The following is a 26,845-nucleotide window of genomic DNA, read 5'->3' on the forward strand; positions in this document are numbered from 1 at the left end:
GATGCAGGCGCAGCCAAACCCGATCCTGGAAGTGTGGCTGCCCGATCTGCCGCGCTTTGCGTCCGACCATCCCTTGCGCGCGCTGCTGTACAAGGCCGATGCCTTGCCGACCGGTGCCAAGGGTTATCTCGGCGGTTTGGCGGAGCGCTTTGTCGTACCCGGGGGGCTGCCCGTGGCGGCGCTGACGCGCGAGCTGATGGCGGGTGATGCCGAGGGCGCCAACTGGCTGAGCGCCGACCCGGCTTGGGTGCAGCCCGATCTCAATGGCGCGCGCCTGCTCGCCTGCGGGCAGATGCAGCTCAGCATGGAAGAGGCTCAGGCGCTGGCCAAGCCGCTGAAGCCGGTGTTCGGCGACGCCGGCATGATCCTGGAAGTGTCCTCGCCCGATCACTGGCATGTACGGTTACCGATCGAGTCGCCGGTGCCGGATTTCGCATCACCCGAGCAAGCGATGGGCGAGGATCTTTACGAGCATCTGCCGCAGGGGGCGGATGGCCGCCGCTGGCGAGCGTTGCTCAACGAGGTGCAGGTGATGCTGCATCAGCACCCGCTCAACGCCGAACGGCGTGAGCGCGGTGCCCCGCCGATCAATAGCCTGTGGTTGTGGGGCGGCGGGCGCTTACCCCAGGTGGTGCGCACTGCCGTAAAGGGTGTCGTGGGCGATGACGTGGTGCTCGGCGCCCTGGCGCGTCGCGCCGGTATTCCTGTGCAGTCACGCAGCACAGCCAGCGTGGGAGCCGCGCAGGCGGGTTGGCTGATCGATATGCAAGATCTGGCGGTGGAGGACATCACGCAGCAGTGGTGGCCCGTGCTGCAGGCGCTGCTGTCCAAGCAGCCGGTGCGATGGAGTTTTGCCAGTGGCGAGCGCTGGGATTACCGGCCGACGCATCGCTGGCGGTTCTGGCGACGGATGCCACGATGAAGCCGCTGCATCTGCGTCGTCGCGCACCCCACGGTGCGCCGGTTGGCTGGTCCGCGTCGGTGCATCCGGTACTGCAGCAGGTTTATGCCGCGCGTGGCGTGTTGTCGCCGGAGCAGGCCGAGTATCGCTTGGCACGCTTGCTGTCCCCGCATCAACTGGGTGGCATGAAGGAAGCAGTGGCGCTGCTGATCGAGGCGATCCAGGGCGATTGGTCCATCGTGATCGCGGGCGACTACGACTGCGACGGCGCCACCGGAACCGCGGTGGCGGTGCGCGGTTTGCGCTTGCTGGGCGCGCGTCGCGTGGATTACGCGGTACCCAATCGCTTCATTCATGGCTATGGCTTGAGTCCCGCCCTGGTCGAGTCGTTGACGCCCGTGCCGCAGCTCATCGTTACGGTCGATAACGGTGTGGCCAGCATCGCGGGCGTGGCGGCGGCACGTGAGCGCGGTATCCGCGTCATCGTGACGGATCACCATCTGCCCGGCGAGCAATTGCCGGATGCCGATGCAATGGTCAATCCCAACCTCGCTGGCGAGGACTTTCCCAGCAAGGCGTTGGCAGGCGTCGGAGTGATGTTCTATCTGCTGCTGGCGCTGCGTGCCGCGCTGCGCGAGCAAGGCGTGTTTGCACCGGGTAGCGAGCCGGATCTGTCGGTGCTGCTGGACTTGGTGGCGGTGGGCACGGTAGCGGATCTGGTACCACTGGATTTCAACAATCGCGTGCTGGTAGAGGCAGGCTTGCGCCGGCTTCGTAGCGGCCAGGGTTGCGCGGGCGTCAGTGCCTTGGTCGAGGCGAGCCAGCGTAGCCTGCTTACCTTATGTGCCAGTGATCTCGGTTATGCCGTCGGTCCGCGGCTTAATGCGGCCGGCCGGCTGGAAGACATGCGCATCGGCGTGGAGTGCCTGCTCAGTGACGAGCCGGCGCAGGCGCGTCGTTATGCTGAGCTGCTCAGTTCCATCAACAAGGAGCGGCGCGAGCTTCAGGACGCCATGGTGGCCGAGGCGGAAGTGATGGTGACTCGTGCCGCCGATACCGATGCCGTGGGTGTGGCGCTGTTCGAGCCCAGCTGGCACGCAGGTGTGGTGGGCTTGGTCGCCTCCAAACTGAAAGAGCGTCTGCATCGCCCGGTGATTGCCTTTGCGCCGGCCAGCGACGATGCACCGGATGAGTTGCGCGGCTCGGCGCGCTCCATTGCGGGTTTTCATATCCGTGATGCGCTGGCCATGATCGATGCGCGTCATCCAGGCCTTATCCAGCGCTTTGGTGGCCATGCCATGGCGGCGGGCTTGAGTCTGCGCAGCGACGACTACCCACGCTTCGCTGCGGCGTTTGATGCACTCGCGCGCGAGTGGCTGGACCAGGATGCCCTGCAGGCCGTGCAGCTCACCGATGGCGAACTGCCGCCCGGCGCCGCCACGCTGGAGCTTGCGCATCAGTTGCGCGCGGCGGGGCCGTGGGGGCAGGCGTTTCCCGAGCCGGTATTCGACAACCTGTTCGAATGTGCCAGCTGGCGTGTCATGGGCGAGCGTCACTTGCGGCTGAGTCTGCGGGATCCGCGTGATGGCTCGGTCCATGACGCGGTGATGTTCAACGCCTACGATGGCACGTCGCCGCCCACGGTATTTCGCGCCGTCTATGAGGTAGTGATCAACGACTGGCAGGGTCGTGAAAGCGTGCGCCTGTTGCTGCGGCACATGATCGAGCCGTAAGCCTGGTGCGTGCGTCGATCATGTCGCCGCGTCGCGTTGGGCCATCAATGCGCAAAGGCGCTCGCGACGCTCCTGGCGGCTGAAGCCATTGGCGTCGAGCATGTGCCGCTCGGCCTCGCGTATTTGCAGTTCGCCAGCCGTATGGCGCCGCAACTGCCCGCGCAATAGTTCGTTCTCCAGTTCGAGCAGTCGATACAGTTCGAGCAGGTCATCAAAGGCGCGCAGCATGGTTTCAGTCGCATTGTTCGCTTCCATCGATGTCATCGGTCACCACTCCGTTACATGGGCTTCCGACAGTGAAGGCCCTCCGATTAATCGATGGTGATAGAGCGGCTGGGGCAAGGTGCGATTCAGGCTTTGCGCGGCGCGCCATTCACGAACGCCAAGATCATGTGTATCAGTGATGAAACAGTCGTGGGCCATGCACGCCTGTTTTGCGGGTGCCGTGACCAAAGTAGTCCAAACCCTACGCATTGCTAGGTGAGGGGCTGATAGGCTCCTCAACCAGACTGAGTGCACCCTTGATCGGTCCCGTGAGGACAGCGTGACGAGTTGATCGCTCACACGATTCAGGGGTGGCGGGGCTCTCTTCTAGAACAGGGTTGGCAACATGGTCACCTATTCGCTCAAGCAGTCCGTCGATGGTCTTTGGAGTCTGTGCCGCGCCGAGGCTTCGCTCTTTCATGGCTTGCAGTTGTCGGCCGCCATCCGGCTGGCGCGGGAGGTGGCTCGTGACGAGCACTTTCGCTCGGGGCGTGTGGTGAGGGTGGAGATGCCTGGTACCGGTTCATCCATTCGCTTGGCGCACTACGCACGTTATGCGTTGCCCCTGGAGAAGGCGGCGTAGCCGCTCGTATCGCTGCATCCGTGTGCGTGAATGCGTGGCGGTCGACCGGCGTGGCTTGTCGGATGAGCTTTGGCTAGGCAAAGTCGTGGGACTTTCCAGTAAGGATCTGTCCATGCGCTTGCCGTTCCGTCGCTCCGCTTTGGCCTTGCTTGCGCTGGCCGCGCTGCCGCTTCAGGCGACCACGCTGCTGATCAATGCCCACATTCACACCATGGACCCGGCGCAGCCAGAGGCCACCGCGTTGGCCTGGAAAGAGGACGGTCGCCTGCTGGCCGTGGGCAGTGCCGTCGATCTACAGAAGCGCTACCCGGATGCGACCAAGGTGGATGCACGCGGCGCCACGGTAATTCCGGGTCTGATCGATGCCCATGGCCACATGCTGGGTCTGGGCATGACGCACGTGCAGGTCGATCTGGTTGGCACAACGTCGAAGGCGGACATTCTGGCGCGCCTGAAGGCGGGCGCGGCCAAGCTGCCGAAAGGCGCCTGGTTGATCGGTCGTGGCTGGGATCAGAACCGCTGGGCAGGCAAGCAGTTTCCGACGGCCGCCGACCTGGATGCGGCGTTTCCCGATCGCCCGGTGTACTTGGAGCGTATCGATGGGCATGCATCCTGGATGAACTCCGCGGCCATGAAGCATGCGACCAAGCCGCTGGACGGCGAGTGGCAGCCCGAAGGTGGACGCATTCTGCGCGTGGGCAGTCGGGCCAGTGGTGTGCTGGTGGATGGCGCCATGGGCCTCGTGGCCGAGGCCATTCCGCCGTTGACGCACGAGCAAACGCGTGAAGCCTACAAGGCGGCCTTCGAAGACGCCGTGTCGTCGGGGCTTACCGGTGTGCACGATCCGGGCGTGAGCCTGGGGGACTTCAAAGTGTTGCAGGAGATGGCTGCGGCAGGCGAAATTCCGTTGCGCCTGTATGAGATGGCCGACGGCAATCATGAAGCGCTGGACTGGCTGTGCACGCAAGGTGGTCATTGGGCAGACGCGGGCGGACGCCTGCAAATGCGCACCGTGAAGCTCTATATGGATGGCGCCCTGGGTAGTCGCGGCGCGGCCTTGCTGTCCGACTACAGCGACGATCATGGCAACAGGGGCATCCTGGTAACTTCCCCGGACGCCTATCGCAGCGCCGTGGAGAAGGCCCGTCGCTGCCACGTGCAGGTGGCCACCCATGCCATCGGTGATCGTGGCAACCGGATGGTGCTCGATACGTATCAGGCCGTGCTGGGCGATGGTGCCGCGAGCGATCACCGCTGGCGCGTCGAGCATGCGCAGATCCTGGCGCTGGACGATATTCCTCGCTTCGCCACGCTGCATTTGATTGCTTCGATGCAGCCCACGCATGCCACGTCCGACATGCCCTGGGCCGAGCAGCGCCTGGGTGTGGAGCGCCTCAAGGGTGCGTATGCGTGGCAGCGGTTTCTCCACGAAAAGGTGCCGCTCGCCTTCGGTTCGGATTTCCCGGTGGAGCAGGTCAACCCCATGCTGGGTGTCTATGCGGCGGTAACGCGGCAGGACCTCAAGGGGCAGCCCCCGGGCGGGTGGTTGCCGGACCAGCGGGTGAGTCGCCTGCAGGCGCTGGCGGGCTTTACGCGTGGTGCCGCGTACGCGGCCTTCATGGAAAACGAGGTCGGCGTGCTCAAGCCCGGCATGCGGGCCGACTTCGTGCTGCTGGATGGCGACGTGATGACCGTGGCGCCACGCGACATCGCCGGTCTCAAGCCACTCAGTACATGGGTGGATGGCAAGGCGGTCTATCGCGCCGACCAGGCGGGCGCCCCAAAGACAAACGCCACGCAGTAATGCGTGGCGTTTGCGGGGACGGTGGTGCGGGTATTACGCGGCCTTGCGAGCCACTACGCCAATATTGCTGTGGGCGGACTTCAGCGATTCGGCCTTGTTGTCCTCGCTGATGGCCACGCCCTCGGCGCGTACGAACTCAAGGTCCGTCACGCCCAGGAAGCCAAATACCGCACGCAGGTAGGTTTCCTGGAAATCCATCGGGGCGGCGGCGCTGCCTTCGCTGTAAATGCCGCCACGCGCGGAGGCAATGATCACTCGCTTGCCGCCCGCCAGGCCTTCCGGGCCATTGGCGGTGTAGCGGAACGACTTGCCGGCGACGGCGATGCGATCGATCCAGGCCTTGAGCTGGCTGGGGATCGAGAAGTTGTACATGGGGGCGCCGATCACTACCACGTCAGCGGCCAGGAACTCCTCCAGCATCTGGCTGCCGAGCACCGCCGCGGGGTCGCTGGCATCGGCCACCGGAGTCCAGTGCGGGATCGGGTTGGCGACCAGATCGTGGTAAATCACTTCGGCAGCCGGCTGGTTGTGCGTCAGTTCGGCCACGATGGCCGCGGTCAGGCCGCGCGAGACCGAGTGGCCACCCAGGGCGCTAGCGTCGAGATGCAGCAGTTTCATGGTATTTCCTCAGGTAACGGGCCGGTCGTCCGGCGACAGGGCTAAGTTAGCCATCGGACAATCGCCTGATAAGTCGGGTAAACTTGAACGTATTGTTCTCACAGGGAAACGGCGATGACGGTACTGGAAGGCGCCCTGCAGGATCTGAATGACCTGTATTTCTTCGCTGCGGTGGTGGAGCACGGCGGCTTCTCATCGGCCGGCCGCGCGCTGGGCATTCCGAAGTCGCGCCTGAGCAAGCGCATTGCCCAGTTGGAAGAGCGGCTGGGAGTGCGTCTGCTGCAGCGAACCACCCGTCGTTTCGTCGTGACCGAGGTGGGCGAGCGCTTCTACGGTCACTGCCGCGCTGTGTTGGAGGAGGCGCGTGCCGCCCAGGAGGCGGTGGAAGAGGTGCGTTCGGAGCCGCGGGGCGTCGTGCGGGTGAGTTGCCCGGTTTCCCTGGTGCAGACCGTGGTGGGTCACGTGCTGCCCGATTTCCTGGCGCAACATCCGAAAATGCAGGTGCGCCTGCAGGCGACGGATCGCCGTGTGGATGTGATCGGCGAGGGCTTTGACGTGGCCATTCGCGTGCGCAGCAAGCTCGATACGGATGCCACCCTGGTCATGCGTACCTTTGGTCAGTCACGCGTTTTGCCGGTGGCGAGCCCGGCACTGCTCAAGCACTACGGCTACCCCAAGGTGCCGGGCGACCTGTCCAACCTGCCGGCGCTCACGATGAACGAGCACGAGGGAGCGCAGAGCTGGGAGCTACTGGACGCCCAGGGTGAGCGCGTGGTGGTGGACATCCAGCCGCGCCTGATCTGCGGGGATTTTGCCGCGCTGCTGGAGTGTGCCAAGCGAGGTGTCGGCGTGGCCATGCTGCCGGAGTTCGTCTGTGGTCCGGCGGTGGGGCGCGGCGAGCTGGAGGTGGTGCTGCCCGAGTGGAGCGTGCCGCAGGGCACCATGCATTTCGTTTACCCCAGCCGTCGAGGCTTGCTGCCTGGCGTTCGCGCCTTTGTGGACTTCCTGGCGGAGCGGCTGCCCGATACCGTGCGGGAAAAGCATGCCGAGTGCAGTAAATACGTTTAGTCGTAGCCCAGTCAAAGCCTCGTGCTAGCATCCCAGTTTGGCCTTTTAGACATCCGGATCATGCAGATCGACACCAAGCTTCCGAAAGTAGGCACCACCATCTTCAGCGTCATGAGTCAGTTGGCGCTGGAGCACAAGGCAGTGAACCTGGGGCAGGGCTTTCCGGACTTCGAGCCGCCGCAGCCGCTGCGCGACGCGATCACTCGCGCCATGGCCGAGGGGCGCAACCAGTATGCGCCGGGCATCGGCTTGCCGGGCCTGCGCGAGCAGATCGCGCTGAAGACGGAGCGCCTGTACGGCCATCGCCTGAGCGCCGATGCCGAGGTCACCGTCACCTCAGGCGCTACTGAGGCGCTGTTTGCGGCCATTGCCGCCGTGGTGCGCGCGGGCGATGAAGTGATCGTGTTCGACCCGGCCTATGACAGCTATGAGCCGGCCATCGAGTTGCAGGGCGCGCGTGCGGTGCATATTCCTCTGCAGGCGCCGACCTTCGCCGTCGATTGGCAGCGCGTGCGCGATGCAGTCACGCCCAAGACGCGCATGATCCTTATCAACAGTCCGCACAATCCAACCGGCGCCGTGCTTTCCGCGGCCGACCTGGACGAATTGGCCGCGATCGTTCGCGATACGGAAATCGTGGTGCTGTCGGACGAGGTGTACGAGCACATCGTGTATGACGGCGAGCAGCACCAGAGTGTGCTTCGCCATGCTGAGCTCGCAGCGCGCAGTTTTGTGGTGTCCTCCTTTGGCAAAACCTATCACTGCACCGGCTGGAAGCTGGGCTATGCGGTGGCGCCCAAGGCGTTGAGTGCGGAATTTCGCAAGGTGCATCAATACCTCACGTTCTGCACGTTCCATCCCGCGCAGGTCGCTTTTGCCGAGTTCATGGCGAGCACGCCGCAGCACTACCTTGAGCTGCCGGCGTTCTACCAGGTCAAGCGCGATCGTTTCCGCGAGCTCATTAAGCCGTCGCGCTTGAAGTTGCTCGACGTGCCGGGCGGCTACTTCCAGTTGGTCGATTACTCGGCCATCAGCGATAAGGACGATGTGTCCTTCTGCGAATGGCTGGTAAAGGAGGGCGGCGTGGCAGCGATTCCGCTTACTCCGTTTTACGATAAGGCGCCGGGCACGCATTTGCTGCGCCTGTGCTTCGCCAAGAGCGATGCCACCATGGAGGCGGCCGCGGAGCGTCTATGCAAGCTCTAACCCTCAGCCTCGTCCAGGGCGCGACGCGTTGGCACGATGCCCCGGCCAACCGCGAATACTACGGCGAGTTGGTGCGCCGCACGGCAGGACAGACCGATTTGGTGGTGCTGCCGGAAACCTTCCTCTCGGGCTTCAGCAACGATACGCGGGCCAGCGCCGAGACGATGGATGGCGAGGGTGTGGCCTGGATGCGCGCGCTGGCGGAAGAGGTGGGCGCAGTGCTGTGCGGCAGCCTGGCCATTCGCGAGGATGACAAGGTCTACAACCGTCTTATCTGGGCGCGCCCTGATGGAACCTACGCGCAGTACGACAAGCGTCATCTGTTTCGCATGGCCGGCGAGCACACGCGTTACGGCGGCGGCAGCGAGCGCCTGATCGTGGAGTTGAAGGGGTGGCGCATCCTGCCGCAGGTTTGCTATGACCTGCGTTTTCCGGTGTGGCTGCGCAACGGTCGCCGCGAATCCGCGACAGGCGGGATGGAATATGACCTGGCCTTGTTCGTTGCGAACTGGCCGGCGCCGCGACGTCAGCCTTGGCGCACCTTGCTGCGCGCACGTGCCATTGAAAATCTCAGCTACGTCGTGGGCCTCAATCGCGTGGGCGTGGACGGCAATGATCTGCCTTATGCGGGCGACAGTGCCGTGCTCGATCCCATCGGTGAGCCGCTGGTGGAGTTGGGGCCGCAGGAGCAGGTGGTGACGGTAACGCTGGACCCCGCGCCGTTGCTCGCGCATCGCGAGCGCTTTCCTGCATGGATGGATGCGGACACATTCACGCTCGACGTCTGAGCGTGGAGGCATAGATGCGAAAAGAAAAAGGGGCGTCGATCGCCCCTTTTTCTGGTTGACTGGTTGCTCGCCGCTGTCGGCGCAAGCTCAGAGTATCGCCAGCACCGCTTCAGGCGGGCGGCCGATGGCCGCCTTGCCGTTGGCCACCACGATGGGTCGTTCGATCAGGCGTGGATGACTGGCCATGGCCTGCAGCAGGCTGGTGTCATCCAGCGACGGGTCATCGAGCCCCAGTTCGGTGTATTCCGCCTCGCCCTTGCGGATCAGCTCACGCGGCGTCATGCCGAGCTTGCCGAGCAGGTCGGCAAGTTCGGCAGCGCTGGGTGGCGTATCGAGGTAATGGATGACCTCGCACGTCAGCCCGCGCTCTTCCAGCAGCGCGAGCGTGGCGCGCGACTTGGAGCAGCGGGCGTTGTGATAGATGCGCGGTGTCATCTCAGCTCTCGGTATCAGCGGTTACCGTGACGGTTGCCGCCGCGACCGCCGCCGCCCTGCGGGCGCCCGCCACCACCGCCTTGCGGGCGACCACCGCCCTGGGGACGGCCACCGCCGCCCTGCGGGCGACCTGCGCCACCACCTTGCGGACGGCCACCGCTGCCCTGCGGGCGGCTGCCACCTTGGGGACGGCCACCACTACCTTGCGGGCGACCGCCCTGGCCGCCTGCGGGACGCCCCTGGCCGCCGCCGGAGCGGTTGCCGCCACCATATCCGCCGCCACCAAAGCCGGTGCCGCCATAGGGGCTGCTGCCGCTGCGGCCTTCGCCGCCGGCGCTACGGTTGCCGAACGGCTTGCTGCCGCCGCGGCGCTTGCCGGCACCCGCACCCGCACCCGCACCGCCGCGAGCGCCACCGCCCTCACGCGCATCGCCAGCGAACCAGGTGCGCACCGACGGCAGCTCCTGGCCCGGTGCCACGCCGCGCTTGTTCTTGCGCTGCATGCCGCCGGCCGGGCGGTCCGGACGGGCAACATTGCCATTCACTTCCTTGCCGGGCTTGCGGCGCTTGGCGCCACGCACCGGTTCTTCGCGGATGCGGTCATAGGCGCGCAGTTCGCGTGCTTCGTCCTGGTAGCCGCCGCTCCATGCATTGGAGCTGCCGCGCTCGGGGCGATACTCGGTGACGTTGCGCGGTGCGCGGCGCTGATGCAGCACCGGGCTCAGCGTGAGCACCGGCTGCGGGGCGCCAAGGCCGGTGACCTTGCGCAGGTCCTTGACGGCTTCTTCGCCCAGTGCCTCGCAGTCGCCGCGACGCAGGTTGCGCGGCAGTTCCACCTTGCCGTAACGGATGCGCTTGAGGCGACTCACCAGAAAGCCCTGGGAATCCCACAGGCGACGCACTTCGCGGTTGCGACCCTCGCAGATCACCACGCGGAACCAGCTATGGCTGCCGCCGCGACTGATGACGCCGATCTCGTCGAAGCGGGCGGGGCCGTCTTCCAGCTCCACGCCGGCCTTGAGCTTTTCGATCACTTCATCGGGCACTTCGCCGTGCACGCGGCACAGGTACTCGCGCTCGAGGCCGCTCTTGGGGTGCATCAGCGCGTTGGCGAGTTCGCCGTCGGTGGTGAGCAGCAGCAGGCCGGTGGTGTTGATGTCCAGGCGGCCCACCGCGACCCAGCGTGCGCCCTTGAGGCGCGGCAGCTGCTCGAACACGGTGGGACGGCCTTCGGGGTCTTCGCGGGTGGTCACCACGCCTTCGGGCTTGTGGTAGACCAGCACTTCGGTTTCGTCACGATTGTCGGTGGCGACGACGAACTGCTTGCCGTCCAGCACCACGCGATCGCCGGCGTGCACGCTGGCGCCAATGGTGGCGGGCGTGCCATTGAGCTCGACTTCGCCGGCCTGGATGCGCTGTTCCAGCATGCGGCGCGAGCCGAGGCCGGCGTTGGCCAGCACCTTGTGCAAGCGCTCTTCGATGGCGGGGGTGTTTTCGTCGCGCGGAGCGCGCTTAAGGGTCAAAACGGATTTCTGCGGCGCAGTCATGCGCGGTACTCCTCGGTATCTTGCGTAGCGGCGCCTTCATCGGCGGTCGCATGGGTCGCTGCCTCATCGGCAGTGTTGTTCGTGGTATCGGCGTGCGGGGCAGCGCCGGGTTCGTCGTTCGCGGCAACTTCCGTTGCCTGCGGGTGTTCCTGGTGCGAGGTGGGCGTGTGATCCGTGCCGACCTCTGCGCTTTCGGTGTGGGGTGAGTCGGGTGTTTCGTGAGTGCTTGTGTCGGAGGCGATGTCTTCTGCCTCGTCCGCCTCGGGGTCGATCGGCAGGTCGCGCACCACGCGAGCCGGTAGCGGCTCGGGCGCAATGCTCATCTGCGGATCTTCCATGTCGCGGATTTCCGACAGTGGCGGCAACTCGTCCAGCGACTTGAGGTTGAAGTAATCGAGGAAGGCGCGGGTGGTGCCGAACAAGGCGGGCTTGCCCGGCACGTCGCGGTAACCCACCACGCGAATCCACTCCCGCTCTTCCATGGTCTTGATGATGTTGGAAGACACCACCACGCCACGGATCTGCTCGATTTCCGGCCGGGTAATCGGCTGGCGGTAGGCGATCAGCGCCAGCGTTTCGAGCAGGGCGCGGGAATAGCGGCTGGGCTTTTCGGTCCACATCCGCGACAGCCACGGATGGATGTCCTGCTTAACCTGGTAGCGCCAGCCCGAGGCCACCTCACGCAACTCTACTCCGCGTTCGGCGCAATCCTCGGTGAGTGCGGCCAGGGTCTGTGCAACCTCTTCGCGCCCGACCTCGTCCTCTTCGCCGAATAGCTCCAGCAATTGCGGAATGGTCATGGGCTGCGTGGCTGCCAGCAGCGCCGCCTCGATGATGGGTTTGAGTTGCTCGATCTGCATGGCCTCAGGTCGGGTGCGGATTCATGGGTGCTGCTGCCATCATTCGGTGGCAGCGGCCGGTTCGTCGGTAACGAATTCTTCGGCGTGTCCGGCCTTGGAGCGGACGTAAATGGCCGAAAGCGGTTCTTCCTGCACGATCTCCACCAGCATCTCCTTGGCCAGCTCCAGCATGGCCAGGAAGGTCACCACCACGCCAAGGCGCCCTTCGGTGACATCGAACAATGTCTCGAAGCGCTGAAAGGTGTGGCTGTCCAGTCGGCTCAGCAACTCGCCCATGCGCTGGCGCACGCTGAGTGCTTCGCGCTTGATGGCGTGATGCCCGAACAGTTCGGCGCGATGCAATACATCCTTCAGCGCCAGCAGCAGCTCCTTAAGTTCGAGCGGCGGCGGCAGCTTCACCACGTTGCGCTCGCCTACGTCCGCGTGGACGGGCGCCATGTCTCGCTCCATGCGGGGCAGGGCGTCGATGTCCTCCGCCGCACGCTTGAAGCGCTCGTATTCCTGCAGCCGGCGAACCAGCTCGGCGCGAGGATCCTCCTCCACGCCTTCCTCGGCCGGCGGCCGCGGGAGCAGCAATCGCGATTTGATTTCACCAAGAATCGCGGCCATCAGCAGGTACTCGGCCGCAAGCTCCAGGCGCATCACATCGCGCATCATCTCGATGTAGTCCATGTACTGCCGGGTGATCTCGGCGACAGGGATATCCAGAATATCCAGGTTTTGCCGGCGGATCAGGTACAGCAACAGATCCAGCGGTCCTTCGAAGGCCTCCAGGATGACTTCCAGCGCATCCGGAGGGATGTACAGATCCTGCGGCATCTGCAGGATGGGTTCGCCGCGCACGATGGCCAGCGGCATTTCCTGCTGTTGTGGTACCGACGCAAACGCGTCCTGCGGTATGGCGGCCGCCTGAGGCTCGACTGGCTCAGTGCTCATCAATGCATGTCATTGGGCCGTCCACGACGGCGTGCGTTGCGTTCAACACGTAAGGAGACGTTCAGTTCCACCGGCATTCGATCGACGAATGTCCCCGCTCGGATCACGATCACCGACAAGTGACCCGTTGAAGCTAACTTGCGCGATGCCTAGCCGGTGCGCCTAGCGTCACCGTCGCGGACATGCATGACGAAGACGCTCCAGTGGCGTTTCGATCAGGCTGGCCTTGAGCGACCCTTGAGCGTCCCTGGCAGGCCTGGGGCCATGGCTGGGAAGCAAGCCACAAAGCGACATATCCCGTGTCACTGGGCTCTGCAATAGGTCGGCTGGTTGCATCGGGACGGGTGCCGTAGCGGTCGATCTTGGCCGATCGTGCGCGCACCCTAAGACCCACGCGAAACCTAGATTAGCCGCTGCGCGCCGGCAAGTCCAGTGCGCATGCCACGCATTTCCTCGGCAAAATAGTGGCGCATGCCGCTCACTGAACGCTCGATCATTCATGTAGACATGGACGCCTTCTATGCGTCCGTGGAGCAGTTCGACCATCCCGAGCTGCGCGGCCTCCCCGTGATCGTGGGCGGGCTGGGGCCGCGCGGCGTGGTGTCCACCTGCAGTTACGAGGCGCGACGCTTTGGCGTGCGCTCGGCCATGCCCACCGCGCAGGCGCGCCGGCTATGTCCGGTTGGCGTGTATCTGTGGCCTCGCATGACCAGGTATGAAGAAGTCTCGGCGCAGGTGTTTGAGGTATTTCACGAGGTGACCCCGCTGGTGGAGGGTCTCTCGCTCGATGAGGCCTTCCTGGATGTGGGTGCCAGCTTGCGCTTGCTGGGTTCGATCGAGTCGATCGGGAGGCGCATCAAGGAGGCTATCCGGGAGCGCACCGGACTGGTTGCCTCGGTAGGCATGGGGCCCAACAAGCTGCTGGCCAAACTGGCCGGCGAGGTCGCCAAGCCGGACGGGTTTCGTCGAATCGCCGCGGCATCCGCGGCGCAGGAGCTTGCGCCCTTACCGGTGGGGCGGCTGTGGACGGTGGGCAAGGTGACCGAGCAGGCGCTGCATCGACTGGGCATCCACACGATGGGGGAATTGGCAGCTTGTGACACGGCGCGTCTGGCCGGTGCGCTGGGGCGTCATGCGTCGGCATTGCAGGCGCTCGCACGCGGCGAAGACGCGCGTGCCGTCACGCCTGAGCAAAGGGAGCTGTCGGTGGGGGCCGAGCACACCTTTGATGTGGATCTGGCTGAGCTTGCGCTGGCCGAATCGTGGCTGCTCAGGCACTGTGAGCGCATTGCGGCGCGCGCGCGCGAACGTGGCCTGGCGGGTCGCACCGTGACGGTGAAATTGCGTGAGCCGCCCTTTGTGACCCATACGCGGCAGACCCAATTGGCCGCGCCGAGTGCGGCGGCGCCTGCGATCTATGGCGTGGCACGGAGCTTGCTTCAGGCGTGGTGGAAGGCGCAGCGCCATCCGCGCTTGCGCTTGTTGGGTGTGAGTCTGTCGGGCTTCGGGGAGCGGCGACAGGAGGATATGTTCGACGTATCGAAATCCCATAAGGAGGCCGATGCGCTGCAAGACAGGATCAACGAGCGTTTTGGCTCGGGAAGCCTGGTGCGTGCCGGCGTTTTGCGCACGCGGAAGCAGGATTGAAGTTTAGTAGAAGCGCACCACATGCTCTGAGTGAGGTGGCGCTTTCAGGATGAAGCCATGGGCGCCCGGTGCATCCGGTGCGGGGAGGCAAGGCAGGATGAGCAAAGCGGAAGACAATGCCAAGCGCGGCCAGGATGCCGAGCAGCTGCGGCCGGCGCGCATGCGTATCGAGACCACGGTGCTGATGAGCCGTGTCAACGAGTCGCATCCGACGGAGCTGGTGGATATTTCCGCGACGGGCGTGTTGCTGCGGCGACCCTTGGGCTGGAAGGGCGAGCTCGGTCAGAGTTGGATCCTGGATATGATCTTCGGGCACGACCTGCATATCCATCTGGAAGCGCAGGTGGCGCGTATTTCCGAGCGACACCTCGGCTTTGCCTATACGCGCATCCCGGAGGACAAGCAGGCGCCGCTATGGAATTTGCTGGGCGGTTACGCCGACATCCTGGAGCTTTGGCACGACGAGTAAGCTGACTTGCCACGCCAAAAAAAGCCCGCCTTTCGGCGGGCTTTTTCGTTTGGAGTGCCGGCTCAGCTTTGCGCCGCGGCGACCTTCTTTTCATCGCGCAGCTCGCGACGAAGGATCTTGCCGACATTGGTCTTGGGCAATGCGTCGCGGAACTCGATCATCTTGGGGCGCTTGTAGCCGGTGAGGTTGTCGTGGCAGAACTTCTTGAGTTCCTCCACGGTGAGGTTCGGGTCCTTGCGCACCACGAACAGCTTCACCACTTCACCGGAATGTTCGTCCGGCACGCCGACGGCGGCCACTTCGGCCACGCCCGGGTGCAGCATCACCACGTCCTCGACCTCATTCGGGTACACGTTGAAGCCGGACACCAGGATCATGTCCTTCTTGCGATCGACGATGTAGACGAAGCCATTCTCGTCCATGCGCGCCACATCGCCCGTGTGCAGCCAGCCATCCGCGCCCAGCACCTTGGCGGTTTCGTCCGGGCGTTGCCAGTAGCCCTTCATCACTTGCGGGCCGTGCACCATCAGCTCGCCCACTTCGCCCAACGGCAGCGGTTGGCCTTCTTCCGACCATATGGCGACATCGGTGGAAGGAATGGGCAAGCCAATGGAGCCGTTGTACTCGGTATTGTCCAGCGGGTTGATGCACGCGGCCGGCGAGGTCTCGGTGAGGCCGTAGGCTTCGACCAGGGTCACGCCGGTGACCTTCTGCCAGCGCTCGGCCACTGCGCGTTGCACGGCCATGCCGCCGCCCAGCGTCAGGTGCAGGCGGGAGAAATCCAGCTCGGCAAATCCCGGCGTGTTGAGCAGGCCGTTGAACAGCGTGTTGACGCCGGTGAGCGCGGTGAACTTGGACTTGGCCAGCTCCTTGACGAAACCTGGCATATCGCGCGGATTGGTAATCAGCCAATTGAGGCCGCCCAGGCGCATGAATACCAAGCCGTTCGCCGTAAGCGAGAAGATGTGATACAGCGGCAGTGCCGTGATGATCACTTCTTCGCCCTGCTTGGCGTTCTGGCCGATCCAGGCGCCAGCCTGCATCATGTTGGCGACCATATTGCCGTGGGTGAGCATGGCGCCCTTGGCCACGCCGGTGGTGCCGCCGGTGTATTGCAGGAAGGCGATGTCGTCATGGTTCAGCTGTACCGACGGCAGCGGGTGCTTTGCGCCTTGCGCCAGTGCGTCACGGAAGCGAACCGCCTGTGGCAGCTGGTACGGAGGCACCATCTTCTTGACGTGCTTGAGCGCGAAGTTGATCAGCACGCCCTTGGCGCCCAGCAGGTCGCCGATGCCGGTGGTGATGATGTGCTTGACGCCCGTCTCGGCTACCACTTGTTGCAGTGTGGACGCAAAGTTATCCAGCACCACGATGGCCTTGGCACCCGAATCCTCCAGCTGATGCTTGAGCTCGCGCGCGGTGTACATCGGGTTGGTGTTGACCACCACAAGGCCAGCGCGCAGCGCGCCAAACAGGGCGATCGGGTACTGCAGCACGTTGGGCATCATGATCGCGAGGCGATCGCCCTTGCCGAGCTTGAGCGTGCCCGTGAGGTAGCCTGCGAATTGGCGGCTCTGGGCATCTATCTCGGCGTAACTCAGCGTTTTGCCAAAGCTGGCGAAGGCGGGGCGCTGGCGAAAGCGCTCAAACGCCTCTTCGAGGACCGCGGCAACCGAGCTGTACTGGTTGGCGTCGATCTGCGCAGGAACCCCTTTCGGGTAATGGGCCAGCCACGGGCGCTCGTTACTCATGTTGGATCCAAAGCTCCTAAGTTGATCTGCCCGTCAGTGATGTTGGCACGGTTAGGGCAAGATGATGACGCGGCATTGGAGCATACGCTCGCGTATAGCAGCAAGCCGCGCTGCAGCGTGATCCTGGAGCGCCCATAATGCAAAAAATGCCGTTGCTTCTGTTGTTTGCGTTCCTGTCGTCGCTGGGGCTGACGGGTTGTCATCGCACCTCCGACGAAAGTCGAGTGCGCGAGGCTGTGGCGGCGGGCGCACAGGCGGCAGAGCATGTCGATGCATCGGCACTCGATGCTTTGCTGGCTGACGACTTCGACGGCAATGATGGCTCGCTCGAACGCCGCCAGTTGATTGGTTTGCTCCATGCGGCGGCCTTTCGTGGCGAAACCCTCCATGCCGTCACCGGCCCCGTCGAGGTGGAGTCGCGGGGTGAGCGCTATCTGGCGCGTTTTACCGTGACGCTGACCAGTGGCGGCAAGCTGCTGCCTGAGCATATCGGTATCTATAAGGTAGAAACCGCGTGGCGGCGGGACGGTCGATCCTGGCGATGCTATTCGGCCCACTGGGAGCCGATGGGCGGCTGACCGTCGCGCTAGCCTCCCGGGGCAAACGTCCCGTAGGCAAAGAAAACGCCGCGCGAGGGCGGCGTTTTCTCTGAGCAGGTCAAAGCAACATGCTTATGCGGCCTTTTTGCTCGCCAGCTGGCGCAGCACGTACTGCAGGATGCCGCCGTGGCGGAAGAACTCGCGCTCCTTGGGCGTGAGCAGCAACACCTTGACGGTGAACTCCTTCTTGCTGCCGTCGGCGGCGGTGGCGGTGACCTTGGCGGTCTTCGATTCGCCGCCATCGAGGCCGGTGATGTCGAACGTCTCCTTGCCGGTGAGGCCCAGCGACTGCGCGTTCTGCCCATCCTGGAATTGCAGCGGCAACACGCCCATGCCGACCAGGTTGGAGCGATGGATGCGTTCGAAGCTCTCGGTGATCACGGCCTTGACGCCCAGCAGCAGGGTGCCCTTGGCGGCCCAGTCGCGCGACGAGCCGGTACCGTATTCCTTGCCAGCCAGCACCACCAGCGGGGTGTGCTCCGCCTTGTACTTCATGGCGGCATCGTAGATGGCCATCTGCTCGCCACTGGGCACGTGGAGCGTGTAGCCACCTTCCACGTTGCTAAGCATCAGGTTCTTGATGCGGATATTGGCGAACGTGCCGCGCACCATCACATCGTCGTTGCCGCGACGCGAGCCGTAGGAGTTGAAGTCCTTCGGGTCCACGCCCTTGGAGATCAGGAAGCGGCCCGCCGGGCTGTCCTTCTTGATCGAGCCGGCCGGCGAGATGTGATCGGTGGTGATGGAGTCGCCGAACAGGCCGAGCACGCGCGCGCCATGGATGTCCTCGATGCTGCCCGGCTCCTTGCTCATGCCATCGAAGTACGGCGGGTTCTTGATGTAGGTGGAGTCGTCCCACTTATAGACGGCGCCGTCCGGCGAAGCGATGGTGTTCCAGCGGCTGTCGCCCTTGAACACGTCGGCATAGCTCTTCTCGAACATTTCCGGATTGATCGCGCCCGCGATGGTGTCGGAAATCTCCTTGTTGCTCGGCCAGATGTCCTTCAGATACACCGGCTTGCCATCGCTTCCCGTGCCGAGCGCCTCCTTGGTGAGGTCGATATCCAGCGTGCCGGCAATGGCATAGGCCACGACCAGTGGCGGCGAAGCCAGGTAGTTCATCTTCACTTCGGGGTGTACGCGGCCTTCGAAATTGCGGTTGCCCGAAAGCACCGAGGCAACCGCCAGGTCGCCCTCGGCGATGCCCTTGCTGATTTCACTGGGCAGCGGGCCCGAGTTGCCGATGCACGTGGTGCAGCCGTAGCCGACGATGAAAAAGCCGATCTTTTCCAACTCCTTGAGCAGGCCGGTCTTCTCCAGGTAGTCGGTGACCACCTTGGAGCCGGGGCCAATGGAGGTCTTCACCCACGGCTGGGCCTTGAGGCCCTTGGCGGCCGCTTTCTTGGCGAGCAAGCCCGCGCCCAGCATCACCGCGGGGTTGGAGGTGTTGGTGCAGGAGGTAATGGCCGCGATCACCACGGCGCCGTCGCCGAGCTTGAAGCTCTCGCCATTCTTCTCCACCCGCACGCCACTATCGGTGATGTCGTTGGCCGGGTTGCCGATGGCTGAGGAGCCGCCTTCGGCGATAAAGGCCGAGGTTTCATCGTTGCGCGGCTTACGATTGGCGGTGAGCGGGCCCACGGCATCGTGGAAGCTCTTCTGCACACCCTCCAGCAGTACGCGGTCCTGCGGGCGCTTGGGGCCGGCGAGCGAGGGCTTGACGTCGGCCAGGTTCAGTTCGAGCGTGGTGGTGAAGCGCGGTTCCACTGCGTTTTCGTCGTGCCACAGGCCCTGGGCCTTGGCGTAACCCTCCACCAGCTTGATCTGCGCCTCGCTGCGGCCTGACAGGTGCAGGTAATTCAGGGCTTCCTGATCGACCGGGAAGATGCCGCAGGTGGCGCCGTACTCCGGGGCCATGTTGGCGATGGTGGCGCGGTCGGCCAGCGGCAAGTGCTTGAGGCCGTCGCCGAAGAATTCCACGAATTTGCCCACTACGCCGAGCTTGCGCAGCATTTGGGTGACGGTGAGCACCAGGTCGGTGGCGGTAACACCCTCCGCGAGCTTGCCGGAAAGCCGGAAGCCCACCACCTGCGGAATCAGCATGGAGGACGGCTGGCCCAGCATGGCGGCCTCGGCCTCGATGCCGCCCACGCCCCAGCCCAGCACGCCGATGCCATTGATCATGGTGGTGTGCGAGTCGGTGCCGAACACGGTGTCGGGGTAGGCCCAGGCCTGGCCGTCCTTCTCTGCGGTAAACACCACGCGGGCCAGATGCTCCAGATTCACCTGGTGCACGATGCCGGTGCGCGGCGGCACGACCTTAAAGTTGTCGAACGCCTTCTGGCCCCAGCGCAGGAACGCGTAGCGCTCCTGGTTGCGCTGGAACTCGATCTCCACGTTCTTTTCCAGTGCCGACTCGGAGCCGTACGCATCCACCTGTACCGAGTGGTCGATCACCAGCTCGGCCGGCGCCAACGGATTGATCTGCTTGGCATCGCCACCCAATTTCACCACCGCGTCGCGCATCGCGGCCAGGTCCACCACGCAGGGCACGCCGGTGAAGTCCTGCAGCACCACGCGTGCCGGCATAAAGGCGATTTCGGTGTCCGGCTCGGCCTTGGCGTCCCAGTTCGCAATGGCCTCGATTTCCTTGGCGGTCACATTGACGCCGTCCTCGTGGCGCAACAGGTTTTCCAGCAGGATCTTCAGCGAATAGGGCAGCGTCTTGAGGTCAAAGCGTTGGCCGAGCTTGGTCAGGCTGGCGATCTGATAAGGGCTGCCGTTGACAGTAAGGGTGTCGCGGGTGGCGAATGAATCCAGCATGGGGCTAACTCCTGATTGCTTGAGTCTGGCGAGCGCACGGGGCGCAGCTTGGGGATCCTAAGGCACCGAACGTGAGGGGAATTGCAAAGGGCGAAGGGGTGGCGCTTCGTCCCGGGGCGCTCCGTCCGATGTGCTGCTTTCCAGTTTGGGCCAAAAGATGGGTCGTGCAAGAGACCCGATCGGGGATTGCGCCACATCGACATTGCAAGATTTCGAACGCAGGCGGAAGCGTTGTCTTGCGTTGCGGCGTTTGTGCTGCGACTGGCAAAATAAGGAGCTGTCAGGCCGCCCCAGAGCGGCATGGCGACAGGGCTTCACGCCTTGTCGAGCCTCGGCGGTTGCCGTCGCTTGCTGCCCCTTTTCGTTGTTCACCGGACGAGATCACATGCTTAACGCCTACCGCCAACATGTTGCCGAGCGCGCCGCGCTGGGCATTCCGCCGCTGCCGCTGTCGGCCCAGCAGACCGCCGAGTTGATCGAGCTCCTGAAGAACCCGCCGGCTGGCGAGGAAGCGTTCCTGGTCGACCTGATCACCCATCGCGTGCCCGCGGGCGTGGACGATGCGGCCAAGGTCAAGGCGTCGTACCTGGCGGCCGTGGCGTTCGGTACCGAGAAGAGCGCGCTGATCTCGCGTGAAAAGGCGACCGAGCTGCTCGGCACCATGCTGGGTGGCTACAACATCCATCCGCTGATCGAGCTGCTGGATGACGCGCAGGTCGGCACCGTCGCCGCCAATGCACTCAAGCACACCCTGCTGATGTTCGACGCCTTCCACGACGTCAAGGAAAAGGCTGACCAGGGCAACGCCAACGCCAAGGCGGTGCTGCAGAGCTGGGCCGACGCCGAATGGTTCACCAGCAAGCCGGAAGTGCCCGAGAGCCTCACCGTCACCGTGTTCAAGGTGCCGGGCGAAACCAACACCGACGACCTGTCGCCGGCACCGGACGCCACCACGCGCCCGGACATCCCGATGCACGCGCTGGCCATGCTCAAGAACAAGCGCGAGGGTGCGCCGTTCCAGCCGGAAGAAGACGGCAAGCGCGGTCCCATCCAGCAGATCCAGGATCTCGCCAAGCAGGGTCACCTGGTGGCCTACGTGGGTGACGTGGTCGGCACCGGCTCCAGCCGCAAGTCCGCCACCAACTCGGTGCTGTGGTGGACCGGCGAGGACATCCCGTTCATCCCGAACAAGCGCTTCGGTGGTGTGTGCCTGGGTAGCAAGATCGCCCCCATCTTCTACAACACCATGGAAGATGCCGGCGCGTTGCCAGTCGAGCTTGACGTCTCCCAGATGGAAATGGGCGACGTGGTCGAGCTGCGTCCGTATGACGGCAAGGCCCTTAAGAACGGCAAGGTCATCGCCGAGTTCCAGGTGAAGTCCGAGGTACTGTTCGACGAAGTGCGCGCCGGTGGCCGCATTCCTCTCATCATCGGTCGTGGCCTCACCGCCAAGGCGCGCGAGGCGCTGGGTCTGCCGGTGTCCACCCTGTTCCGCCTGCCGCAGCAGCCGACCGATACGGGCAAGGGCTTCACCCTGGCGCAGAAGATGGTCGGTCGCGCCTGCGGCCTGCCGGAAGGCGAGGGCGTGCGTCCGGGCACCTATTGCGAGCCGAAGATGACCTCGGTGGGTTCGCAGGACACCACCGGTCCGATGACCCGTGACGAGCTGAAGGACCTGGCGTGCCTGGGCTTCTCGGCCGACCTGGTCATGCAGTCGTTCTGCCACACCGCCGCTTATCCCAAGCCGGTGGACGTGAAGACTCACCACACGTTGCCGGAATTCATCAGCACCCGTGGTGGCATCTCGCTGCGCCCGGGCGACGGCGTGATCCACTCCTGGCTCAATCGCATGCTGCTGCCCGACACCGTGGGTACCGGCGGCGACAGCCACACGCGCTTCCCTATCGGCATTTCGTTCCCGGCCGGCTCCGGCCTGGTGGCCTTCGCGGCCGCCACCGGCGTGATGCCGCTGGACATGCCCGAATCCGTGCTGGTGCGCTTCAAGGGCGAGCTGCAGCCGGGCGTCACCCTGCGTGACCTGGTCAACGCTATCCCGCTGTACGCCATCAAGCAGGGCCTGCTCACGGTCGCCAAGCAGGGCAAGAAGAACATCTTCTCCGGCCGTATCCTGGAAATCGAAGGTCTGCCGAACCTCAAGGTGGAGCAGGCGTTCGAACTGTCCGACGCCTCCGCCGAGCGCTCGGCGGCCGGTTGCACGGTGCACCTGGATAAGGCGCCGATCATCGAGTACATGAACAGCAATATCACGCTGTTGAAGTACATGATCGCCCAGGGCTACAAGGACCCGCGCAGCCTGCAGCGCCGTATCAAGGCGATGGAGGCGTGGCTTGCCAACCCGCAGCTGCTGGCACGCGATGCCGACGCCGAATACGCCGCCGTCATCGAGATCGATCTGGCCGACGTGCACGAGCCGATCGTGGCCTGCCCGAACGACCCGGACGACGTGAAGACCCTGTCCGACGTGGCTGGCGCCAAGATCGACGAAGTGTTCATCGGTTCGTGCATGACCAACATCGGTCACTTCCGTGCGGCCTCCAAGCTGCTGGAAGGCAAGCGCGATATCCCGACCAAGCTGTGGGTGGCTCCGCCGACCAAGATGGACCAGCAGCAGCTGACCGAGGAAGGCCATTACGGCGTGCTCGGCACCGCCGGTGCCCGCATGGAAATGCCGGGTTGCTCGCTATGCATGGGCAACCAGGCGCAGGTGCGCGAGGGCGCCACGGTGTTCTCCACCTCCACGCGCAACTTCCCCAACCGCCTGGGCAAGAACTCCAACGTGTACCTGGGTTCGGCCGAACTGGCGGCGATCTGCTCGCGTCTGGGCCGCATCCCCTCCAAGGAGGAGTACATGGCGGACATCGGCGTGATCAACGCCAATGGCGAGAAGATCTACAAGTACATGAACTTCGATCAGATCCAGGATTACAAGGAAGTGGCCGATACGGTCACGGCCTAAACCGGATCGGAAAGGGCGGCGCAAGCCGCCCTTTCTTTTTGCGTGACGGAAGACTCCGCGCTACTCCTTCGCTGTTCCATGGCGAGAACTGCGCCGCCTCGCTGACTTGCCGTGAAAACCACGCGCCACCACCACTGCCGTCATTCCAGCGAAAGCCGGAATAACGTGAGGGACGAGTGGCGGTGAGTCAGGAGTGGAGCGGGAAGTGGCGGTGAGATGGGATGTGGCGAAAGCAGGGGCTGGAGGGCGCGCCGGTAAAGCACGGAGTGCCGCAAGCTTCACCACGCCGGCGCGTCAAGCCGGTTTGCATCAGGATGGCGCCCGTCAGGATAGATCGTGTCTCCACGCGCAGATGGGACGGTTCTCACTCCAGTCGTTTATGCTTTCGCCTCGACACACGGCAGGCCCCAGGGCGCGGATGATCTCTTCCCATCTATCGGTAGTTTCGCTGCGCGACCTTATGCTGGTGCAGGCCGTGCGTCGCCACGGCAGCTTCAATAGTGCGGCGCGGGCCATGCATATCAGCCCCTCGGGCTTGTCCCATCAGGTGCAAAAGGTAGAGCAGGCGCTGGGAGCGCCCTTGTTCGAGCGGGGCGGTCGTCGCGTGGTGCCGACGGCGGGTGGCGCGCGTCTGCTGGAGCAGATCGACGCCGTATTGGCGTCCGCCGAGCACTTGCAGCAAGTGGCGCGGGCAGGTGAGGTGGCCTTTGGCGGCGAGCTTCGCCTGGGTGTGCCGGCCTCGTTGGGGCCGTATCTGCTGCCGCATCTGATTGGTCCGTTCCCGCAGCATTTCCCCGGTACGCGTCTGAGCCTCTCGGAAGGCAAACCGCGAGGTTTGCTGCGTCGCTTGAACGAGGGCGAGCTGGATGCCGTGCTGGCGCCGCGCGTAACGCCGGTCAGTGGTACCGCCATGCGCTCGCTGTTCTTCGAGCCTTGGGAGGTCATGTTTCGTGCCGATCACGCTTTGGCTGGCAAGCGCAGCGTGGGGCTGGAGCAACTGGAGGCCAGCGAAGCTACCGTGATGACCGAAAGTCATTGCGAAGACATGCTTGGCGGCGGCCATGTACAGGATGTGAGCCTGGAAAGCTTGGCTGCACTCGTCGGCCTGCGTGGCGGCTACGCATTGGTGCCTGCGCTGGCACATGATCGCCTGGCTTCCATGCCTGACATCGTACTGTCCAAGCTCAAAGGGCAGGTGCCGGGTCGCGAGATTGCGCTGTATTGGCGCGAAGCCACCCCGTGGCACGAAGATTTGCAGAACTTCGCCGTGCTACTACGCAAGCTTGCCAAGCAACGGCCCGGGTTGCGGTTGGTGGATGAGGCGGCCTGAGGTGCGCCTGCGCCTACCGAGCCCCCGCCGATGAATCAGGGTAAGTCGCCGGACCCCGGCTTTTGCCGGGGTGACGGCCTTGCGGCGTGCGGCGCCTCTCAGGGTGTTGGTCACGTCGCACGCTTCGCCCTGGGCACTTCGCCCCAGCGAAGGTAGAGCGTGCTCTAGGGAGGCGTTGGTTTTTGCCCGTTATTCCCGCGCAGGCGGGAATCCAATGCCGTCGCATGCAAAGGCTGAATCCGTGGCGCGCGGATGCGCGCCGCGCCCACTCAGAAATCCAGTTCCTGTGATGCACACAGGTAGTCGATCATCGGCGCCAGTCGCTTATAGGTGTCCACCAGCCATGGCAGCAACTCGCTGGAGCAGGCAAATTTTTCGTCGAAGCCCTCGCCGCAGGCGAAATCCTTGCGCTTCAAGTCGTCGATCAATTCGTGCTCGGGGTCGAAGCCGCGTGGCGGTCGAGTGAGCGATTCGCCCCAGAAATTGAAATGCTCGCGAAACGTCTTGCTGCGCGTGGCGCGCTTCCATGCATCCGGGTTATCGACGAGGAACGCGCGAATGCGCTTGAGTGCATCCGATTCCGGGTGCCACATGCCGCCACCGGCGAAGCAATCGCCTGGCTGGATGTGCACGTAGAACGACGGCGCGGGAATTTCGTGGCGTCGCTCGTGGAAGAAGCGGGCACCCTGCCACGGCTTGTAGGGCTGTTTGTCGTTGGAGAAGCGCGTGTCGCGATAAATCCGAAACAGCGAGCCGCCGTTCTTGCGCGCGTCGGCGCGATAGTGCGCGCTGATCTTGCTGAGCGGTGCCTGCATGTCGCCAATCAGGGCGAGAAACGGATCGCGCACGTGCTTTTCATAGTCGTCCTTATGGTCCTGGAACCATTCGCGGCTATTGTTGTTGGCAAGTGCGCGCAGGTAGCGAAACGTGGCGGGCGAGAAATAGGCAGTCGGCATAAGTGGCGTCAGGCAGAAAGTGGCGTCAGGCAGAAAGTGGCGTGGCTTCGGCGGCGAGGATTTCGCCCCAGGCTTGCAGTTGATCGAGAATGGCGAGCTTGCCCTGGTGGGCGGGCTCCAGACGCAGTTCGGCGATACGCGCGAAATACTCGTCGAGCGTAAGGTGGGTGAGTGGCGTGCGTTTGAGCAAGCGGTTGCTGCAGAACGCGGCCCAGCGCGCCCGTTCCTCGCCGTTCAACGTTTCCGGCCAGTTGCGCGCGCGATAGCGAAACAGCAATTCGGCATAGCGCGGGTCGCGGAACGCAAAGCTGTGCTGGCCCAATTGGTCCGGCGGCGTGGCGCGTATCTCGGCGAGCAGGCGCTTGTCGGCGTCGGGCAAGAAGCCGCCATACAGTCCCAGCTCCGGGTCGGCGGCGGGTGGCAGGTCGGCGGCACGGGCGAACACGCGACGGAGTTTTCCGGCGAGCCCGTCCGCGGCGGCCAGCAGGTCACGATGTGCCTGCGCACGTTCCAGGTCGATCTGCAGTCGCTCCAGATCCACGCCCTTCAGCGTGGAGAGCGGCGCCAGGGCCGGCGCGCGATTGGCACGCACGGTGCGCAAGGGGATGCGCTCCACGCCTTCGGGCAGGTCGGCGCGCGCGGTGAATATGCGATCGGCGATCTCCTCTTCGTCCAGCGCCAGCCACTCCGACGGGTCGGTGGCCAAGTCGTAGACGATGATCTCGCCCGCGCGGCTTGGGTGAGCCGCCAGGGGCGCGATCACGGCCACGCAATGACGGCTGGCCGGATAGCGCGAGGACACGTGCACCACAGGGGTGATGGCGGCCACATCCAGCATCTCGAACACGCGTTGCTTGCGACGCAGGCTGAAATGCCAATCCCACAGGCGCGGCTGGCGCACGCGGATCAGTCGCGCCAGGTCGATCAGGGCATACACGTCCGAGAGTGCGTCGTGGGCGCGCTCCTGCTGCAGGTGATTGGCGGTGGCCAGGTGCTCCAGCTTGAAGCTGGGTGAGCCGTCCTCGCGGAGGGGCCACACGATGCCTTCCGGACGCAGCGCCTGGCACATGCGCACCAGGTCGATCAGGTCCCAGCGAGAGTTGCCGTTCTCCCATTCGCGCCCGTAGGGCTCGTACATGTTCCGGTAGAACAGCTGCCGGCTTACTTCGTCATCGAAGCGCAGCGAGTTGTAGCCCACCCCGCAGGTGCCCGGTTGGGCAAGCTGCTCGTGCACGCGGGCGGCAAAGTCGGCCTCGATCACGCCCTCGCGCTCGGCCTGTTGCGGTGTAATGCCGGTAATCAGGCAGGCCTCGGGGTGCGGCGGCATTTCGCGCGGCGGCTTGCCGAAGAACATCACCGGCTCGCCCACCACCTCCAGCTCCATGGTGGTGCGAATGCCCGCAAACTGCACCGGGCGGTCACGCCACGGGTCGGCGCCGAAGGTTTCGTAGTCGTGCCACAAGAAGGTCTGCATGGCGCGATCATCGCATGCCCCTGCGCGCCGGCTCCACGCGTTGCCACTGGCCCAGGGGCTTGCCCATGCCGAAAAT

The 26,845-nt window shown here is 64.4% G+C and carries 22 protein-coding genes; 12 read left to right on the forward strand and 10 right to left on the reverse strand.

Annotation, left to right across the window (positions count from 1 at the left end):
• Position 1 precedes the first annotated feature (1 nt).
• The gene (locus JHD67_RS02835) at positions 2–922 is read left to right on the forward strand and encodes a phosphoglycerate mutase (RefSeq protein ID WP_199097082.1); all 921 of its coding nucleotides are present in this window, start codon (positions 2–4) and stop codon (positions 920–922) included.
• Positions 919–2,634, forward strand: a complete 1,716-nt coding sequence (recJ, locus tag JHD67_RS02840; RefSeq protein ID WP_199097084.1) for a single-stranded-DNA-specific exonuclease RecJ — start codon at positions 919–921, stop codon at positions 2,632–2,634. The genes JHD67_RS02835 and recJ overlap by 4 nt, the downstream gene beginning before the upstream one ends.
• 18 nt (positions 2,635–2,652) lie before the next feature.
• On the opposite strand, the gene JHD67_RS02845 is transcribed toward recJ, so the two are convergent.
• Positions 2,653–2,898 (reverse strand): hypothetical protein, encoded by a 246-nt coding sequence (locus JHD67_RS02845; protein ID WP_199097086.1) that lies wholly within the window; start codon positions 2,896–2,898, stop codon positions 2,653–2,655.
• A 346-nt stretch (positions 2,899–3,244) separates the two neighbouring features.
• Here JHD67_RS02845 and JHD67_RS02850 point away from each other — a divergent pair, with 346 nt between their 5' ends.
• Both JHD67_RS02850 and JHD67_RS02855 read left to right on the forward strand, forming a co-directional pair.
• Positions 3,245–3,481, forward strand: a complete 237-nt coding sequence (locus JHD67_RS02850; protein WP_199097087.1) for a hypothetical protein — start codon at positions 3,245–3,247, stop codon at positions 3,479–3,481.
• 112 nt (positions 3,482–3,593) lie between these two features.
• The gene (locus JHD67_RS02855) at positions 3,594–5,285 is read left to right on the forward strand and encodes an amidohydrolase (protein WP_199097089.1); all 1,692 of its coding nucleotides are present in this window, start codon (positions 3,594–3,596) and stop codon (positions 5,283–5,285) included.
• A gap of 33 nt (positions 5,286–5,318) precedes the next feature.
• Here the strand turns inward: JHD67_RS02855 and JHD67_RS02860 are convergent, their stop codons facing one another.
• The gene (locus JHD67_RS02860; RefSeq protein ID WP_199097091.1) at positions 5,319–5,903 is read right to left on the reverse strand and encodes an FMN-dependent NADH-azoreductase; all 585 of its coding nucleotides are present in this window, start codon (positions 5,901–5,903) and stop codon (positions 5,319–5,321) included.
• A gap of 114 nt (positions 5,904–6,017) precedes the next feature.
• Here JHD67_RS02860 and JHD67_RS02865 point away from each other — a divergent pair, with 114 nt between their 5' ends.
• The 3 genes from JHD67_RS02865 to JHD67_RS02875 are packed head-to-tail and all read left to right on the forward strand — an operon-like array spanning position 6,018 to position 8,965.
• Positions 6,018–6,971, forward strand: coding sequence for a LysR substrate-binding domain-containing protein (locus JHD67_RS02865; protein WP_199097093.1), 954 nt, complete (start codon positions 6,018–6,020; stop codon positions 6,969–6,971).
• Between the two features lie 60 nt (positions 6,972–7,031).
• Positions 7,032–8,177 carry a pyridoxal phosphate-dependent aminotransferase gene (locus JHD67_RS02870; protein WP_199097095.1) on the forward strand — a complete coding sequence of 382 codons (1,146 nt, stop codon included), beginning with the start codon at positions 7,032–7,034 and terminating at the stop codon, positions 8,175–8,177.
• Positions 8,165–8,965, forward strand: a complete 801-nt coding sequence (locus tag JHD67_RS02875) for an amidohydrolase (protein WP_199097097.1) — start codon at positions 8,165–8,167, stop codon at positions 8,963–8,965. Before JHD67_RS02870 ends, JHD67_RS02875 begins: the two co-directional genes overlap by 13 nt.
• Positions 8,966–9,052: 87 nt before the next feature.
• Here JHD67_RS02875 and arsC read toward each other — a convergent pair whose 3' ends face one another.
• Genes arsC through JHD67_RS02895 form a run of 4 tightly spaced genes read right to left on the reverse strand, consistent with a single transcriptional unit; the run spans position 9,053 to position 12,665 of the window.
• A complete protein-coding gene (arsC, locus tag JHD67_RS02880; protein WP_199097099.1) occupies positions 9,053–9,400 on the reverse strand; it encodes an arsenate reductase (glutaredoxin) in 348 nt (115 codons plus the stop codon).
• Between the two features lie 14 nt (positions 9,401–9,414).
• Positions 9,415–10,947: a pseudouridine synthase gene (locus tag JHD67_RS02885; protein ID WP_199097101.1), complete on the reverse strand. Its 1,533-nt coding sequence runs from the start codon at positions 10,945–10,947 to the stop codon at positions 9,415–9,417.
• On the reverse strand, positions 10,944–11,807 hold the full coding sequence (gene scpB / locus JHD67_RS02890; RefSeq protein ID WP_199097103.1) for an SMC-Scp complex subunit ScpB: 864 nt from the start codon (positions 11,805–11,807) through the stop codon (positions 10,944–10,946). Before scpB ends, JHD67_RS02885 begins: the two co-directional genes overlap by 4 nt.
• Before the next feature lie 39 nt (positions 11,808–11,846).
• Positions 11,847–12,665, reverse strand: coding sequence for a ScpA family protein (locus JHD67_RS02895; RefSeq protein ID WP_233171604.1), 819 nt, complete (start codon positions 12,663–12,665; stop codon positions 11,847–11,849).
• 549 nt (positions 12,666–13,214) lie between these two features.
• Between JHD67_RS02895 and JHD67_RS02900 the strand changes: the two genes are divergently transcribed.
• Both JHD67_RS02900 and JHD67_RS02905 read left to right on the forward strand, forming a co-directional pair.
• Positions 13,215–14,390 (forward strand): DNA polymerase IV, encoded by a 1,176-nt coding sequence (locus tag JHD67_RS02900; RefSeq protein ID WP_199097107.1) that lies wholly within the window; start codon positions 13,215–13,217, stop codon positions 14,388–14,390.
• Positions 14,391–14,487: 97 nt separating this feature from the next.
• Complete coding sequence (locus tag JHD67_RS02905) at positions 14,488–14,859, forward strand: PilZ domain-containing protein (RefSeq protein WP_199097109.1); 372 nt, start codon at positions 14,488–14,490, stop codon at positions 14,857–14,859.
• Positions 14,860–14,921: 62 nt separating this feature from the next.
• Here JHD67_RS02905 and JHD67_RS02910 read toward each other — a convergent pair whose 3' ends face one another.
• Complete coding sequence (locus JHD67_RS02910; RefSeq protein WP_199097112.1) at positions 14,922–16,610, reverse strand: long-chain-fatty-acid--CoA ligase; 1,689 nt, start codon at positions 16,608–16,610, stop codon at positions 14,922–14,924.
• Positions 16,611–16,756: 146 nt separating this feature from the next.
• Between JHD67_RS02910 and JHD67_RS02915 the strand changes: the two genes are divergently transcribed.
• On the forward strand, positions 16,757–17,188 hold the full coding sequence (locus JHD67_RS02915) for a hypothetical protein (protein ID WP_233171599.1): 432 nt from the start codon (positions 16,757–16,759) through the stop codon (positions 17,186–17,188).
• A 93-nt stretch (positions 17,189–17,281) separates the two neighbouring features.
• Here the strand turns inward: JHD67_RS02915 and acnA are convergent, their stop codons facing one another.
• Positions 17,282–20,032: an aconitate hydratase AcnA gene (gene acnA, locus JHD67_RS02920; RefSeq protein WP_199097116.1), complete on the reverse strand. Its 2,751-nt coding sequence runs from the start codon at positions 20,030–20,032 to the stop codon at positions 17,282–17,284.
• Between the two features lie 385 nt (positions 20,033–20,417).
• On the opposite strand from acnA, the gene JHD67_RS02925 reads away from it, so the two are divergent.
• Positions 20,418–23,009: a bifunctional aconitate hydratase 2/2-methylisocitrate dehydratase gene (locus JHD67_RS02925; protein WP_199097118.1), complete on the forward strand. Its 2,592-nt coding sequence runs from the start codon at positions 20,418–20,420 to the stop codon at positions 23,007–23,009.
• Positions 23,010–23,427: 418 nt separating this feature from the next.
• Entirely contained in the window at positions 23,428–24,339 is a 912-nt protein-coding gene (locus tag JHD67_RS02930; RefSeq protein WP_199097120.1) for a LysR family transcriptional regulator, read from the forward strand.
• A gap of 269 nt (positions 24,340–24,608) precedes the next feature.
• Here JHD67_RS02930 and JHD67_RS02935 read toward each other — a convergent pair whose 3' ends face one another.
• The gene (locus tag JHD67_RS02935) at positions 24,609–25,295 is read right to left on the reverse strand and encodes a DUF2461 domain-containing protein (RefSeq protein WP_199097122.1); all 687 of its coding nucleotides are present in this window, start codon (positions 25,293–25,295) and stop codon (positions 24,609–24,611) included.
• 25 nt (positions 25,296–25,320) lie between these two features.
• On the reverse strand, positions 25,321–26,769 hold the full coding sequence (gene sbcB, locus JHD67_RS02940; RefSeq protein WP_199097124.1) for an exodeoxyribonuclease I: 1,449 nt from the start codon (positions 26,767–26,769) through the stop codon (positions 25,321–25,323).
• Positions 26,770–26,845: the final 76 nt, after the last annotated feature.

The sequence above is a fragment of the Dyella sp. ASV21 genome (assembly GCF_016428975.1).
GTDB lineage: Bacteria > Pseudomonadota > Gammaproteobacteria > Xanthomonadales > Rhodanobacteraceae > Dyella.

Bases quoted from the DNA above. Each gene is read 5' to 3' on its own strand.
- JHD67_RS02835 (WP_199097082.1), top strand. From the start codon at position 2: ATGCAGGCGCAGCCAAACCCGATCCTGGAAGTGTGGCTGCCCGATCTG.
- recJ (WP_199097084.1), top strand. From the start codon at position 919: ATGAAGCCGCTGCATCTGCGTCGTCGCGCACCCCACGGTGCGCCGGTT.
- JHD67_RS02845 (WP_199097086.1), bottom strand. From the start codon at position 2,898: ATGACATCGATGGAAGCGAACAATGCGACTGAAACCATGCTGCGCGCC.
- JHD67_RS02850 (WP_199097087.1), top strand. From the start codon at position 3,245: ATGGTCACCTATTCGCTCAAGCAGTCCGTCGATGGTCTTTGGAGTCTG.
- JHD67_RS02855 (WP_199097089.1), top strand. From the start codon at position 3,594: ATGCGCTTGCCGTTCCGTCGCTCCGCTTTGGCCTTGCTTGCGCTGGCC.
- JHD67_RS02860 (WP_199097091.1), bottom strand. From the start codon at position 5,903: ATGAAACTGCTGCATCTCGACGCTAGCGCCCTGGGTGGCCACTCGGTC.
- JHD67_RS02865 (WP_199097093.1), top strand. From the start codon at position 6,018: ATGACGGTACTGGAAGGCGCCCTGCAGGATCTGAATGACCTGTATTTC.
- JHD67_RS02870 (WP_199097095.1), top strand. From the start codon at position 7,032: ATGCAGATCGACACCAAGCTTCCGAAAGTAGGCACCACCATCTTCAGC.
- JHD67_RS02875 (WP_199097097.1), top strand. From the start codon at position 8,165: ATGCAAGCTCTAACCCTCAGCCTCGTCCAGGGCGCGACGCGTTGGCAC.
- arsC (WP_199097099.1), bottom strand. From the start codon at position 9,400: ATGACACCGCGCATCTATCACAACGCCCGCTGCTCCAAGTCGCGCGCC.
- JHD67_RS02885 (WP_199097101.1), bottom strand. From the start codon at position 10,947: ATGACTGCGCCGCAGAAATCCGTTTTGACCCTTAAGCGCGCTCCGCGC.
- scpB (WP_199097103.1), bottom strand. From the start codon at position 11,807: ATGCAGATCGAGCAACTCAAACCCATCATCGAGGCGGCGCTGCTGGCA.
- JHD67_RS02895 (WP_233171604.1), bottom strand. From the start codon at position 12,665: ATGCCGCTGGCCATCGTGCGCGGCGAACCCATCCTGCAGATGCCGCAG.
- JHD67_RS02900 (WP_199097107.1), top strand. From the start codon at position 13,215: ATGCCGCTCACTGAACGCTCGATCATTCATGTAGACATGGACGCCTTC.
- JHD67_RS02905 (WP_199097109.1), top strand. From the start codon at position 14,488: ATGAGCAAAGCGGAAGACAATGCCAAGCGCGGCCAGGATGCCGAGCAG.
- JHD67_RS02910 (WP_199097112.1), bottom strand. From the start codon at position 16,610: ATGAGTAACGAGCGCCCGTGGCTGGCCCATTACCCGAAAGGGGTTCCT.
- JHD67_RS02915 (WP_233171599.1), top strand. From the start codon at position 16,757: ATGCCGTTGCTTCTGTTGTTTGCGTTCCTGTCGTCGCTGGGGCTGACG.
- acnA (WP_199097116.1), bottom strand. From the start codon at position 20,032: ATGCTGGATTCATTCGCCACCCGCGACACCCTTACTGTCAACGGCAGC.
- JHD67_RS02925 (WP_199097118.1), top strand. From the start codon at position 20,418: ATGCTTAACGCCTACCGCCAACATGTTGCCGAGCGCGCCGCGCTGGGC.
- JHD67_RS02930 (WP_199097120.1), top strand. From the start codon at position 23,428: ATGATCTCTTCCCATCTATCGGTAGTTTCGCTGCGCGACCTTATGCTG.
- JHD67_RS02935 (WP_199097122.1), bottom strand. From the start codon at position 25,295: ATGCCGACTGCCTATTTCTCGCCCGCCACGTTTCGCTACCTGCGCGCA.
- sbcB (WP_199097124.1), bottom strand. From the start codon at position 26,769: ATGCAGACCTTCTTGTGGCACGACTACGAAACCTTCGGCGCCGACCCG.